Source organism: Rhodococcus sp. 15-725-2-2b (assembly GCF_002259075.1).
Taxonomy (GTDB): Bacteria; Actinomycetota; Actinomycetes; order Mycobacteriales; family Mycobacteriaceae; genus Rhodococcoides.
In genome coordinates, this window is record NZ_NPFL01000015.1 from 146,004 (window position 1) to 159,823 (window position 13,820).

Here is a 13,820-nt window from a genome sequence, read left to right on the forward strand (position 1 = left end):
GGAGGGATCAGTCGTTCGATGGATTAGGGGTTTCCCAGACCGCTGCGTACATCTCAGACACTAACGGCCACACTATTTTCAGGCCGTCTTCCACGGAGTCGACAGTAGTGGCGAGGTCGCCGAAGAGGACGAACTCGTGGGGAATCACACGACCTGCTGAATCGCGACGCCCGAGCGGATCTGGAATGCGCAGCGCGACTTCCTCGTTCTGGCGGTGCCACGCGGTCGGTGCGTCTGAGAGGTCTCCGAAAGCCCGTTCGTAGGCCGGGAGCGGATCGCTCTGCCCTGCATCGAGAAGGAACCGAAAACCCCAGGTCCGACCCCGAGTGGCCCAGATCAAGCCCTCCGAATGCGCGGGATTGCTACTCACTTCGGGTTCCTGATCACTTTGTCGTTGACGCCCTGCTCGAGATCGAGCTTAAACTGCGTCAGAGTCGCTCTCAGATAGTCGTGCTTCGCCCGCGCCTGCTCGTTCATCTCCTTGAGTTTCGGTCCTACCAACTTGACCGCTTCTCCCACGATCGGCAGCGCCATGGCCGCGATCTTGCCTTTCGTGCCCGCTGCGGCCAACATCTTTTCGATCGGCCCGAATTTTTTATCGGCTAGGCCGGCTGCGAGCAACTCGGCTCCGTCGGCGAGCGATTCGAGCACCTTGAAAGGGATATTGAACTTCTGCTGCCACTGCACGCGACGTTCCAGCGGGAGGAGAGATGCCACCGGGAGGATGAGATCGAGACCGACGCGTTTCGTCAGGTCGATGTCGACCGGCTGCGGATCATCGGACTTGAGCTCGAATTTGGCGGACGAGAGCAGCATGAAGTCTTCACCGATAGATAAGGCTGCCGGAGTCTCGATGAATTCGGCGATGGTTGATCGAAGGTGTTCGACGTCCTCGGCGGCCTCGAGGATTACCAGGTCGCGAAAAGTGTGGACGTCCCAGTCTGGCAACAGGTCAGCTTTCGACAGGGCCAGGATCCAGATTCGCGGGAACTCGACGATGGGCCCGTCCTCGAGCAGGTCATTCTTGAGTCGCAGAAGCCCTTGACGGAAGTTGAACATCAGTGACTTGAGATACAGCTGTTCTTCGCCGCGGTGATCGAGTAATTTCTGGCCGTCCACCAGCAGAATTGCGACGTCGGACCTGAGCAGAGAACGGAAAGTGTCGGTACGCCGGTCGTGTTCTGCCGCGCTGCCGGGCTCCTCTTCGAACCACTCTCCTGGGTAGTCGTGCCACGCCAGCCTGAGGACATCGAACGGCCTCTTCTTGGCTGCGTCGTTGTCTCCGCCTTTGAGTTTGACCGAGAAATAGTAGGTCGTGTTCTTGAAACGGGTGGCCATTGGCGCAGAGGCCTTGTTCTTCATGCCAAGGAAGTTCTTGTAGAGGCGAACCCCTTGGCCGACATCATCAGCAACGAGATCCCAAAGATCGTTCTTGTAGGACCCCTCCTGGGTCGGGCCGAAAAACGACGAAACAAGAACGGTCTTGCCCGACCCGCTCTCACCGAAGACGGCGATGTGCTGCTCTCGAACTTTGGGGAACTTGGCCATGCCAGGACGTTATAACACGACCTGTGGCGGGCTAGTAGTTGGCTGGTCGCGCGACAGTTCACCACAGTTGAGCCCGGCCCGAACTACGGGATGCCTACGGTTCCCAGCCCAACGCCTGCGAGGTGAGCTCGCCGATGGTACCGATGATGACGCCGTACCACCCCACTTGTGTGCCGCCGAGTAGTAGCGACGCGAGCTTCGATCCGCGAGTGCCGAAGCTGTACCGCGCCATGAGTACGGTCGTCAAACCCGTTCGAGCACCGGCAAATCCCATCATGGCGACGTAGGCACCCAAAATGGCCGACCCGGCGGCAATCACCAAGATCAGCTTGCAGAACGTGAACGCGGTGCCGAGTGCAGCGCCGGCAAGCATCGTCGGTGTGAAGATCGTGAACCCCAGCAGCACCATGGCAACGAGAAGAACGGCTTGTGGGCACTGCGGGGTACCGGCGTTACGGGATAGTCGAGGTCGACCGGGTCCTCGGCGACGGCACGAGTGGGTTCCTGGTTAGCTCTGCCGCTCATGCCTCTTCGCCGATGTCTTCGAGCCACAGGCCCGGTCGCTCCGCCAACATGCGTTCCATCACTCGCACACATTCAGCGTCGTCGAGGACGTCGACCTGAACCCCATGCTCGCGTAGCAAGCTTTCCGATGCCTCGAATGAGCGGTTCTCACCGACGACGATCCGAGGAATCTCGTACAGCAGAGCGGTTCCCGCGCACATGAAGCACGGAGACAAGGTGGTGTACAGGACAGAGTTGCGGTACACCGAAGCCGGCAGTCGGCCCGCTCGCTCGATACAGTCGGTTTCTCCATGACGGATTGCGCTGTCCATCTGCACACGGCGGTTCCGGCCCACTGCGAGCACATCACCGTCGTGGACGAGTGCCGCGCCGATCGGAACGCCGCCTTCTTCCCAGCCGATCTGTGCTTGCTCCAGTGCGAGTCCGAGGAAGTACTCATCGTTGCGTGCGGGATCGGTCAAGGTTCCTCCTAGGTGACTACGAACTACGAACGTGATCCGTGTCAGTCGACCAGGCTCCGAACAGATTGCCAATGGGCGTGCAGCCTGTTGTCAACGCGGATCGAGCGGCGGCACGGGGATATCAGCCCGAGTGTTCAGAGAGATGCTGCAGCCCAGAGCATCCGCAATTGCGATTAGACCGTCGAGTTGGACCGAGTCCTTACTGCCTTCGAGAGCTTGGACTGTCGATCGACCAACTCCTGCAAGCAATGCCAGTTCTGCTTGAGTGAGGCGCAATTGATGCCGACGAGCGACGAAGGATTCGGCCAGCTCACTCGAATGCAGTCGGGTTCGTCGTCGTGGGGTGGCCACATTTGCTCCTTGTGCTTGCATCGACATGCATAGAGGAGATTACCCGTGCAAGTTGTCGTGTGGAACCCGCTTGGGCCTGCGTATTAAGGCATAGCGCTCGATCCGAACATCGAATCATGCGTTTTCGCGTGCATTTCCCGGCGATACTGAGCCGACATGGCCTGTACCGAGGACGGGCCCATGCAGTCTCGACCGGCTCGGAGTTGGCATGTCCACGAGAATGTTCATTGCAATCACCGCAATAGCTCTGGTCTGCGCCGGCTGCTCGAGCCCCAACGAGACACCGAGCGAAGCTGTTCCTGTGACGAGCAGTTCCAGCGTCACTGTGTCGGCATCGCCGACCTCCAACGTGGACGTGCCGCCGGCACCTGAACCGCCGCCTGTTCCTCAGCCTCAACCAGTCACCTACGAGTGCGGAGACTTGGACCTGTATCAATCCGGCACCGCCTTGTACTCAGACGGAACGACAGGGTACGAAGCCGAATGCGACACGTTCGTCGCGCCTGCGGCTCCTGAATTGAGATATTGCGATTACGGCGGCACCGCAGTCTTCACCGATGGCTCGTACGCGGTGAACGACCCGAGATGTGCTGCGACCGCGCCGTCGCCCGAGTCCGGGTATCCGTACGACGAGTCCGAAGATCGAAACGGTGATGGCGTGGTGAATGGGTATGAGCGGTGCGGAGTTCTGTGCGGCGAGGAGCCGACCAGCGGAGACATACAGACCCAGTATGGCTGCTAGCAGGGCTACATCACCGGTCCGCAGTGTGAATAGAGGGACCCGCGATCGGCATTTTCCGTACTGAGGATCGCCCGTACGGCATAGTGACCACCATTGTCCGACGCGGTCGAAGGTGGAAGCTCTGTGAGGAACGCGCTCAGAAGCGGCAGCGACAGGTGGGTCGTCGTCGATGTCGAGACTTCGGGTCTGAAGGCGTCCCGTGATCGGGTACTCAGCGTGGCCGCTCTGACGGTCGACGAGGACGGACGCGTCGGACGCGAACTGTCGACTCTGGTCAACCCGGGCTGCGATCCCGGTCCGGTGCACATCCACAAACTGACGCCCGAACGACTCGCCGGTGCACCGACGTTCGACATGATCGCCCCGCAACTCATGGATTTGCTGGACGGTCGAACCATGGTCGCGCACAACGCGAGTTTCGACCACGGCTTCTTGAAGCTCGAATCGATGCGTGCGGGCATCGACATGCCGACGAAGCAACGATTGTGCACCGTGGCATTGTCGAGGCGACTACAACTCGATACTCCCAACCACAAGCTATCCACCCTCGCCGCGCACTGGAAAGTGTTGCAGTCCAATGCACACGACGCCTACGACGATGCCCGCGTGCTGGCGCAGGTGTTCACCCACAGCGCTCGACTGGCCAGGTCGCTCGAACTTCCCCTTCCCGTCGTCACGTGCACCGAGCGCCTGACTCTGTATCCGGACACCGTTCCTCGCACACATTGCACGTGGGAGAACCCCGGTCCTCTTGCTGAGGACGGCGGTCTGATTCAGGGCATGCGAGTCGTGATCAGCGGCGACACGCGCATTCCGCGATTGCGTTTGGCCGCGCAGCTCACCGAAGCGGGCCTGGACGTGATGAACTCCGTCAGCCGGTTCACCAGCGTGGTGGTGTGTTCGGATCCCACAACGGAAAGCCGAAAGGTCGAACGGGCTCGCGCCCATGGCCTTCGGATCATCTCGGAGTCGGAGTTGCTCGACTTGCTCCGGGATGTGCAGCCAGGAACGCCGAAAGGTACTCGGCCGCAGACCCAGCCGAAGCCACCCGTGCAGCAGCCCTCTCCCGTCGATAAGCCCTGGCAGGCAAGGAGGGTCCTGGTCATGGGTGGTTCCCACGCTGAGTCCGTGCTGATGCGGTCGCGCCTGATCCAACTCGGTGCCACACCGGCTGTGAATCTCAGTGCAGGCGTGACCGACATCCTGATCCTCGACGGCGGCGACGGAGATCCCCGAATGCCGAAGGTCAAAGAACGGGACCTGACGCTGCTGACGCCCGCATCGATCGACCGTGAACTGAAGATCGAGGTGCCTGCGCCATTGCCTGCTCGGCGGCCTCGAATCACCCCGCTGGTGCCACGGGGTGGCGTCGTCGACCTCGACCCTGATCGGACAGTGCTGACGGTCAACAGTTCCTGGCGCGCCGTCGACTCCGGACAGGTCGGCGTCGACGTCGTCGCATTCCTGGTCGATGACGACGAATTGGTCTCCAGCGACGAGGATTTCGTCTTCTACAATGCTCCGGCCACCTCGGATGGTGCCGTCTCGATGTCGATCGACGGTGACAGTGAGCAGGGTGTGCGGATCGATCTGGCACTTGTTCCCGAGGACTGCGCACGCATCGTCGTCGCCGCAGCCATAGACGGCGACAGGACGTTCGGCGATGTCGGCGCGGTCTCGGTATCGCTCGATGGAGTCGATTCGACCGTCGCCACTGCCGTGCTCGACGCAGCCACGACCGAACAGTCGATGCTGCTCGCCGAGATCTACCGCCGGGGGAGCGGTTGGCGCTTTCGGCCCATCGGTCAGGGCTACGACGACGGGTTGGCGGAACTAGCCGTCAGATACGGCGTCGAGGTCGATGAGTAGTCCGATGCGAGCAGCGGTCAGTCGTGGCTGTTGAGGTCCACGACCAATCGGATCACGAGTTCGTCGTCGACGATTCGCGTTCGTTGCTCGCAGATGGTGTTCATCAATGCCGTGCCCTCGTCTATCCCGCGTCGGTGGGTGAGAAGTCCATCGATCGAGTCCTCGGCGAATGTCAGTGCCGTTGCTGCTGCGGTGAGTTGACCGTTCGTGACGCCCCGGTTGCCCGTCAGCGCCACGCGGTGAGAGCCGCGCGTGAACGTGGTCACCGCAGGCGGAGTGGGGCCGCCGGTATTGGCCTGCCGCACGCCGGCGATATCCACGCCGGGGAGCAGATCGGAGGTGGCCTTGGCAGGCACCCCGCCGATCGGGTGTACCGCCACCACTCGATCGCCGAGACGTCGCAGAGCCGCGTCGATGGACGCCACCGTCCCGGCGCGATGGGTGGCCACGAGTACTGCGACCGATCCGGTGAGGTATCGCTCCCACTCGTCATCGACGGCGAAGTTCTTCACGTACGGGAGATGGTTCGCAGTCCACTTCGTACCCAGTTCGGTACGGTGCACCATCGCGACGTCCACGGTGGGGAACAGGACGGACCGAGCGAGCGTGGCGGCGAGATTGCCGATCAAGCCGTCCCCGAAGATCAGCAGTGTCTCCGGGGACTCCCTCGCCAGGCACGAGAGCGCGTAGCGCACGACGGCGTACGGTTCGACGAGAGTCGCCCGGGCACTGGACAAACCGGTCGGAAGTAGCGACACCAATCCGCCGCCGACAGCGGACGCGCCGATGACGACGCGCTGCTGGAACAACCCCTCGACGTTGTGGCCGAGGAGGAACGACGAGTCGTGTGGGTGCGTCGGATTGACGACAACACGATCGCCGACGGCGAACCCCGACACCCCGGTACCGACCTCCACGACACGGGCAGCCCCCTCGTGCCCGACGATCGGGGACGGATCGTCTCGGTCACCGCGCACGATCTGAATATCCGTCCCGCACAACGACACCGACTCCGGGGCAATCAGCAGCTCTCCCGGCCCGGGCGTCGGCGTCCGACGCACTTCGACGGTCGAGTGGCTGCCCTGACGAACGATGGCGCGATGAGTCGATTGTGTTGTCATGGAGTCTCTTTCAGATCTTGATGGCGCGCAGATAGCCGTCGGCGATGGCATCGGCTCCGGCCAGAGTGTCGATGTCGCCGGGCTTGCAGAGGTGGATGATCTCGGCGACACGCTCCGAGGTGAGGGAGTCGGCGTACGAGCGTGTCTCCGCGAGTTGTTCCTCGAGCTCACGTCCGTAGAACTCGCACAGTCCCTCCGCGACGCCACCGCCGATGCCGATTCGGTCCAAGCGCGGGTCGAGGGTGATCATGGTCCTGATCAGTTCGGCGATCGGTTCCACCACAATCCGTAGCAACCTGGCCGCGTCTGCGTGTCCGGCCGTAAGCGACGCCGCGAAGGTATCGACGTCGTAACCAATGCCGAGTACCTCCGCCACCGCCTCTACTCCGGGGCCGGACGAGATGGACGACACGTGCCCGATGCCGCCGCATGCGCAGGGCAACGTCCGCACTGCCTCCGGGGCTGAACTCATTGCCCGCAGATGGCCGATCTCACCCTGTAGACCTCGGTGGTCGACCGGGATGGTTCTGTCGGTGAGAACTGCAGTGCGCGCGGCGATTCCGCTGCTGATCGTGAGGTAGGCGATGTGACGGTCGGTAGGTCGAGCGAACCCGAGTGCGAACGACGCCAGCCCAGCCGTCACGTCGTTGACGAGCCTCCATCGCACATCGGGGCGTCGAGAGGTCAGGACGTCGAGCAGGGGAATCTCACCGGTCGGCGCGCCTCCCCACAGGGGCCCGGAACCGAGGGCAACACCGTTCTGCTCGTCGAGCGCAGCGCCACACGAAATGTTGGCCGCAGCACCCTGCGGAACATGGAGATCGAGGGTATCCACCAGTTGCTCCAACAGCTCGTCGGACGGTGTGCCGGGCTGCCTGATCGAGCTGGGAGACGGTAGCCGCTCGGTGGCATCGCCGTGTCGGATGCGCAGCCACGTCCCGCCGAGATCGACCGAGACGGTGGTGCTCACGTCACCCCGTCCACGTCGATCACCAGACCGCCGTCGCTTAGCGCCACCCGCATCGATTCGAAGTCGTGTACGCGGGCAACCTGTGGACCGGACTCGTTGCCGATCGCGATGCACCGCGCGCCGGCGGCATGAGCTGCGGCAATCCCGGCGTCGGCATCCTCGAAAACGATGCACGACTCGATCGCCACACCCAATTGCTCTGCGGCATACTGAAATCCCTCGGGATCAGGCTTGCCGACGGCGACGTCCTCGGCGCACACGGCAACACGCGGCGTCGGAAGTCCGGCCGCGGTGAGGCGTCGCACCATCATCGAACGCGACGCCGACGTCACCACCGCCCATCGGTCCGGTGGCACCGCGTCGAGAAACGTCTGCGCACCGGCGATGGGCCGAACCGGCACCAGGTTCTGGTGTTCGCGTTCTCGAATCCATCGGAGCGCGGCACGGAGGTCTGCAGTGGGGCCGAGTACACGCAGAACGATGTCGGCGGCCAGTCGCCCCGGCAGGGCCTTGGTCATCACGGCCTTGTCGACGCCGTGGCGTTCGGCGAACTCGAACCACACCGCCTCGATCGACTCGTGGGAATCGACGAGTGTGCCGTCCATGTCGAACAGGAATGCAGCTGCCGTGATGGATCCGCGAAGCGGACCGGGCTGCAGACTCATACCGTTGCCTCCGCTCGCATCCCCAAGGCGTCGCCGGCGTAGCGGACGAGCTCGAGATCGTCTGCGGTGGAGCGGCGTAGTCGTTGGTCGCCCGGGTCGGTATCGAGAACCACGGTGCCGGCACCCAATTCGCTGAGGAATTCGATGTCGGTACGGATCTGGTCCACGGTCCCGTACCCGAGGGGACGATTGGGCGACTGCACCGGAGTGTCGGTGGGGAGAAAGTAGATTCTCGGGACGAACTCCTTGTCCTCGTGCAGGGCTCGCGATCCTGCGATGCACAGTTGTCTCGACGGGTGCAATGGATGCCAACCGGTGCCGCGGGTATTGGTCCGGTCGATCGCCGCCGGGCCGTTGCCACCGATCCACAGCGGCGGATGTGGCGACTGCACCGGCATCGGCCCACCGTGGATACGGCGGGATGTGCCGCTGGCACCGGGGGATTCGTAGGTCTCCGACGCCCAGGCGGCTGCCAGGGTGTCGAGTGTGGTGTCGGTCAGCCTGCCCCGGCGGTGGAACGGAACACCCAGAACGTCGAACGCCTGCGCCGTCCAACCCACGCCGACTCCGACGATGAGTCGTCCGGCGCTGAGCCGGTCGATCGTTGCGGTGGCATGCGCGAGATATGCCGGATGGCGATGGCTTCCGATCAGCACTCCGCTACCGAGACGGATCGAGTCGGTCTGCCCGGCAAGCCACGACAGCGTCGTCAGGCATTCGTAGAACGGCGCGGGGGAGCGGCGATTCGCATCGTCGGTCAGTACCACGTGATCCGAGAGCAGGATGTTGTCGAATCCGGCCGATTCGGCAGTGCGTGCCCACCCGAGGAGCCCGTCCGGATCGATCTGTGGCCCGAAGTTCGGCAGATTGAGTCCGTACTTCACAGCGCACCCGGAAACAGTCGACGTGCGCCGGTGTTTCGATCACTGGTGGGCAGGGTGAGGAAATTGCCACCGTTGGCCGTCAGCGGCCGGGCACCGTGCTTGCGTCCGATGTGATGCTCGAACAGTTCCACATTGAGCTCACCGACCGAGACCATTGCCATCCTGGACGTACCTTCCACTTCGAGATCGAATTGCGCTCGCATGAAGCCGCGGTCTGCTTCGATCTCGGTGCGCAGTACCTCGGTTGCGGAGTGCGAGGCCACCAGCTGCGCGATGGTCGCATCGAGATCCGCCACGCTGTACCCGGAATGGTCGAGCCCTCGGCAGGCCGGCAGCAGCGCCGAGGGGATATCGTCACGTCGATGATGCAGCCGGGCGTCGGTGTGACCGAAGTAGCCCGGGGTCTCGGGCCACTGCTGCAGCTCGAACAACGTGCCCCACGGCGATCTGAAGTAGATCCACTTGTTGCCGGCAATCGGACCCTCGGGGACGGTGATCACATCGCCGAGCAACGAAACATCCTGCTGTTCATCGAGGTAACCCGCTGCAGCGTCGATGTCTCCGACGGTGAAGCACAGGTGATTGGTTCCCACATCGACTATTCGCGGCGGGGTCTGTTCGGCCGAAGCCGATGACGTGAACTCGACGGTGACGCTGCCCGAGACCGGCACCGAGGCATCGTCGGTGGCAGTCGAGCCGACGAGCGACGCGACGAAGTCAGCGGCCTGGTGGGCGTCCGGGACAGTGATACCTATTGTGGTGAGCGATGTTTCGATTCTTTCGGTCGTGGTCATGGGATCAGCAGTACCTTTCCTCGGGTTCCACCGGCCGCAAGGAGCGCATGCGCCTGCGGGGCCTCGTCGAATCCGAATTCGCGGGCAACGGGGACAGTGAGCGTGCCCGCCGAGACGAGCGCGGAGATCTCCGCCAGTCCCGGTCCGTCCTCGTTCACATAGCTCTTGCCCGGGGTGATCCCGCGTTGTGGTTGTGGTTGGTCGCCGTCCTCGATCGAGACGTACGCGCCGCCGTCGCGCACGGAGTCGATGGTCTCGACCACGCCTGCGGTGTCGACGACGGCGTCGTACTCACCGGCCTGCAGGTCGACGGGTTTCGCGAACACTCGGCGTGCGCCGAGCGCGAGCAGATCCTCGGTGTCGGACTCTCGCGCGAGGGCGTCCACTCGGTGGCCGCGGCCGATCAGAATCGCCGACGCGATGCGTCCCACCGCGCCCGCAGCCCCGGTCACCAAGACCGACGAGTGCGCTGAGAGGGTGATCTTGTCGAGTTGCTGCACGGCGGTGAGAGATGCGAGCGGGATCGCTGCCGCATGCGCCACGCCGACGCCGGTGGGCGCGTGTGCGAACAGAGATTCGTCGGCGACCACACGCTCGGCATAGGTACCGAAACGATGTGCCGGCTGCGCAACCATCCCGATCACGGTGTCGCCCGGTGCAAATCGAGTCACCGACTGTCCGACGGCGACGACTGTGCCCGACACATCCCAACCGAGGACCGCGGGGTACGTCAGTTCGATCGGTAGAAATCCCGAGCGGGTCTTGAGGTCGACCGGATTGACGGCGGCCGCAGCCACCGACACCGTGATGTCTCCCGGTCCGGCGACGGGTTCGTCCACGTCGGCGACAGTCAGTACTTCGGGTTCACCCTTGGCGGTGATGACAACGGCCTTCATGCGATCTCCTCTCGTTCGGCTGCGGGCACCAACTCGCCCGCGTACCGTGCGTTTTCCTCCGCGGCGGTCAGCACGAGGCCGCCGTCGACGGTGATGGTGGTACCGGTGAGGTAACTCGATGCCGGTCCGGCGAGAAAGACTGCGGCGGCGGCAACTTCGTTCACCCCGGCGGGCCTGCCGAGGGGAATGGCCGGCCTCGAAATCTCCGCGTATGCGGATTCGTCGACAACTCCGTTCATTGCGGTTGCTGTCTCTCCGGGAGCCACCGAATTGACCCGAACACCGTGCCGCGCGAACTCGAGCGCGAGTACCTTCCCCGACGCAGCCAACGCTGCCTTGCTGGCGCAATAGATCGCGCCGCCGGTGATGGGCACCGAATCGTGAACCGAGGTGACGTTGACGATCGAGCCCGCGATGCCGTCCGAGATCATGCGACGACCGACAGCCGATGCCAACGTAAGTGGCGTGACGGTGTTGATCGCCAGGACATCCTCGATCCGTTGGACATCGAGACCGTCGGCCGAGGACCGGTCGTTGACGCCGGCGTTGTTGACAAGGCATCGGATCTCGCCGAACGTGCCGATCGCGCCCTCGACTGCGGCGACCGTGGCCCGCGCGTCACGCAGATCGAGCTGGAGCGCAATCGCGTCGACGGGATACGACGCTCGAATATCGTCGATCAGTCGACTGACTCGGTCGGTGCCGTTGCCGTATCCGAGGATCAGGTTGTGTCCCTCGCGTGCGAGGGCCACGGCGATCGCACGTCCGATTCCGCTACTGGCACCGGTGACGACGGTGTAGCCGGGTCTACTCAACTGCGATCACCACCTTCGGGCGTGACCTGTGGCTTTCGAGACGATCGAAGGCCGCCTTGGCGTCGGACAACGGGACCACGCTGTCGATGAGCGCCGCCAGGGCGGGACGAATGAGCGGGAAGAGCGCCGCAGCACGGCGATAGTGATCGACACCGTGACGAATCCCGATGATCGAGATACCCGCCAGCGCAACCGCTCCGGGGTCGATGGACTCGCAGTGCGCAGCCACGCCGACGAGAATGCACTTTCCACCGGGGCGCAGTACCCCGATTGCAGTGCTCAGTGCGCCGACGCCGCCCGATGCCTCCACGACGATGTCGTAGGGCCCGGTCAGAGCGTCGGCCTCGGTGAAGGTCCGAGCCACCGCGCTCGGGTCGAGGTGCTCGATGCATCGTGGTTCGAGAATGTCGACGGTGACGGGGTAGCGGGAGAGCATGGCCACCGCGAGACTGCCGATGGTTCCCGCCCCGACGACGAGGACCCGATCGCCCGGCGACACCGATGCCGCGTCGACAGCTTCGAGTACGGTCACCAGCGGTTCGATGAGGACATGTTCGGGTTCGGCTGTCACCCGTCCCAGCGAGACCACGGCGCGCCGCGGCATGACGAGGAATTGTGCTGCAGCACCGCCGTGTTCGTAGAGGCCGACCTCGCGAAGATCCGAACACTGGTTTCGTTTACCCGATCCGCAGGCCGTGCAGGACTGACAGAAGAGCATGGTGCTTCCGGTGACCGCGTCACCGGCATCGAGATCGCGGACGCCGCTGCCCGTCCGTTCGACCACGCCGACCCACTCGTGGCCGAAGTGGTGCGGAAAGGACGTCTTCCCGTCGGTCAGGTACGAGGACGTGCCGTGCAACAGTTCCAGATCCGTACCGCACAGCCCGACGTACGAGACAGCGACCACGACGTCGTCCGGGCCGCAGACCGGTGCGTCGAGCTCGACGATCGAAACGGAATGCGGCGCGTCGATCACCGCGGCTCTCATGCGGCCACCCGTGACGCGCGACGACTGACGAACAGCAGCACCACCGCGCCGACGGCGAGGACCGCTCCGATGGCAGGCAGGACCGAGACGCTGCCGCCTCCCGACAGGGCGATGGAACCGATCCAGGCACCCGCTGCGTTGGCGAGTTGGAACCCGGCGATGTTGACGGTGGCCGCGAGGTGGGGCGCTTCACTGGCCGCGCCGATCAACTTCGAGGCCAGTGGCGGGATGATCGAGAAGCCCGCGGCACCGAGAACGAACATCCACGCGAACGCGAACCATGCTGTGCCGCCGAAGAGGAACAGGACGACGAGTGCGCCCGCGAGTGCCGTCAGCGCCGTGTACAGCGTTTTGTCCAGTGCTTTGTCTGCGAAGTATCCGCCGAGCTGGTTGCCGACCACCGAGCCGACGCCGAAGACGAACAGCACGATGGTGACGGTCGATGCGGAGATGCCGGCGTGATCGGTCAGGTAGGGCGCGATGTAGGTGAACACCACGAACAGCGCGGCCTGGCTCAGCGCCGTGAGACCGATTGCCCACAACACCGGTCCGCGGGTGAACACGCTCAGTTCCGAAGTGACACTGCCGGTCTGATGTGACGGTGCTGCTCGTCGGGTCGAGGCGATCAAGGCGGCGGTGACCAATAATTGGAAGAGCGCGACGATGGCGAACGACCAACGCCAACCGAGCTGCGAGCCGATCAGCGTCCCCAACGGAACTCCGAGGACGGTGGCGAGGTTGAGCCCCAGCGTCACGCGTGCGATGACGCGGCCCTGAAATTCCGGTTCCACCAACGATGTTGCCAACACCAGGCACAGTGCGAAGAACGTCGCGTGGGGGAGTGCGGTGATGATTCGGAAGACCACGAGGTTCGCGAAGTTCGGGGCCAGTGCGGTGCCGATGTTGCCGATGACGAACAAGGCCATCAAAGCGGCGATGAGCGGGGTGCGAGGGACTTTGGTGGTGGCGATGGTGAGAAGGGGGCCGCCGATGACCACCGTGACGGCGTAGATCGTGATCAGCAGGCCCGCAGTCGAATCACTCACACCGACATCGGAGGAGATGTCCTGTAGAACTCCGGCGACGAGGTATTCGACGGTCCCCACCCCGAACACTGCGAGCAGCATCCAGATGATGGCCGCGTTCGCGTTGACCGCGGGCGCTTCGTGACGTGTCTCGGTGACCATTGGT

General features: G+C 63.7%; 14 protein-coding genes. 1 reads left to right on the plus strand and 13 read right to left on the minus strand.

Annotation, left to right across the window (positions count from 1 at the left end; translation table 11 throughout):
- Positions 1-366: 366 nt before the first annotated feature.
- The 4 genes from CH306_RS16845 to CH306_RS16860 all read right to left on the minus strand — a co-directional run bounded on the left by CH306_RS16845 (position 367) and on the right by CH306_RS16860 (position 2,912).
- On the minus strand, positions 367-1,548 hold the full coding sequence (locus CH306_RS16845) for a TRAFAC clade GTPase domain-containing protein (RefSeq protein ID WP_094647239.1): 1,182 nt from the start codon (positions 1,546-1,548) through the stop codon (positions 367-369).
- 94 nt (positions 1,549-1,642) lie between these two features.
- The gene (locus CH306_RS16850) at positions 1,643-1,957 is read right to left on the minus strand and encodes a cytosine permease (protein WP_256981188.1); all 315 of its coding nucleotides are present in this window, start codon (positions 1,955-1,957) and stop codon (positions 1,643-1,645) included.
- 112 nt (positions 1,958-2,069) lie between these two features.
- Positions 2,070-2,534, minus strand: a complete 465-nt coding sequence (locus CH306_RS16855; protein WP_094647241.1) for a nucleoside deaminase — start codon at positions 2,532-2,534, stop codon at positions 2,070-2,072.
- 90 nt (positions 2,535-2,624) lie between these two features.
- On the minus strand, positions 2,625-2,912 hold the full coding sequence (locus CH306_RS16860) for a helix-turn-helix domain-containing protein (protein ID WP_306436745.1): 288 nt from the start codon (positions 2,910-2,912) through the stop codon (positions 2,625-2,627).
- Positions 2,913-3,750: 838 nt separating this feature from the next.
- Here CH306_RS16860 and CH306_RS16870 point away from each other — a divergent pair.
- Positions 3,751-5,496 carry a TerD family protein gene (locus tag CH306_RS16870; protein ID WP_094647245.1) on the plus strand — a complete coding sequence of 582 codons (1,746 nt, stop codon included), beginning with the start codon at positions 3,751-3,753 and terminating at the stop codon, positions 5,494-5,496.
- Positions 5,497-5,513: 17 nt separating this feature from the next.
- Here CH306_RS16870 and CH306_RS16875 read toward each other — a convergent pair whose 3' ends face one another.
- The 9 genes from CH306_RS16875 to CH306_RS16915 are packed head-to-tail and all read right to left on the minus strand — an operon-like array spanning position 5,514 to position 13,816.
- Positions 5,514-6,617 (minus strand): alcohol dehydrogenase catalytic domain-containing protein, encoded by a 1,104-nt coding sequence (locus CH306_RS16875; RefSeq protein WP_094647247.1) that lies wholly within the window; start codon positions 6,615-6,617, stop codon positions 5,514-5,516.
- 10 nt (positions 6,618-6,627) lie between these two features.
- Positions 6,628-7,587, minus strand: a complete 960-nt coding sequence (locus CH306_RS16880; RefSeq protein WP_094647249.1) for an ROK family protein — start codon at positions 7,585-7,587, stop codon at positions 6,628-6,630.
- Positions 7,584-8,252 carry an HAD-IA family hydrolase gene (locus CH306_RS16885; RefSeq protein ID WP_094647250.1) on the minus strand — a complete coding sequence of 223 codons (669 nt, stop codon included), beginning with the start codon at positions 8,250-8,252 and terminating at the stop codon, positions 7,584-7,586. Before CH306_RS16885 ends, CH306_RS16880 begins: the two co-directional genes overlap by 4 nt.
- Positions 8,249-9,136 (minus strand): TIGR03619 family F420-dependent LLM class oxidoreductase, encoded by an 888-nt coding sequence (locus CH306_RS16890; protein WP_094630745.1) that lies wholly within the window; start codon positions 9,134-9,136, stop codon positions 8,249-8,251. Before CH306_RS16890 ends, CH306_RS16885 begins: the two co-directional genes overlap by 4 nt.
- Positions 9,133-9,930, minus strand: coding sequence for a VOC family protein (locus tag CH306_RS16895; RefSeq protein ID WP_094647252.1), 798 nt, complete (start codon positions 9,928-9,930; stop codon positions 9,133-9,135). Before CH306_RS16895 ends, CH306_RS16890 begins: the two co-directional genes overlap by 4 nt.
- The gene (locus tag CH306_RS16900; protein WP_094647254.1) at positions 9,927-10,826 is read right to left on the minus strand and encodes an NADP-dependent oxidoreductase; all 900 of its coding nucleotides are present in this window, start codon (positions 10,824-10,826) and stop codon (positions 9,927-9,929) included. Before CH306_RS16900 ends, CH306_RS16895 begins: the two co-directional genes overlap by 4 nt.
- Entirely contained in the window at positions 10,823-11,641 is an 819-nt protein-coding gene (locus CH306_RS16905) for an SDR family NAD(P)-dependent oxidoreductase (protein ID WP_094647256.1), read from the minus strand. Before CH306_RS16905 ends, CH306_RS16900 begins: the two co-directional genes overlap by 4 nt.
- The gene (locus CH306_RS16910; protein WP_032395029.1) at positions 11,634-12,629 is read right to left on the minus strand and encodes a zinc-dependent alcohol dehydrogenase; all 996 of its coding nucleotides are present in this window, start codon (positions 12,627-12,629) and stop codon (positions 11,634-11,636) included. The genes CH306_RS16905 and CH306_RS16910 overlap by 8 nt, the downstream gene beginning before the upstream one ends.
- On the minus strand, positions 12,626-13,816 hold the full coding sequence (locus CH306_RS16915; protein WP_094647258.1) for an MFS transporter: 1,191 nt from the start codon (positions 13,814-13,816) through the stop codon (positions 12,626-12,628). The genes CH306_RS16910 and CH306_RS16915 overlap by 4 nt, the downstream gene beginning before the upstream one ends.
- Positions 13,817-13,820 lie beyond the last annotated feature (4 nt).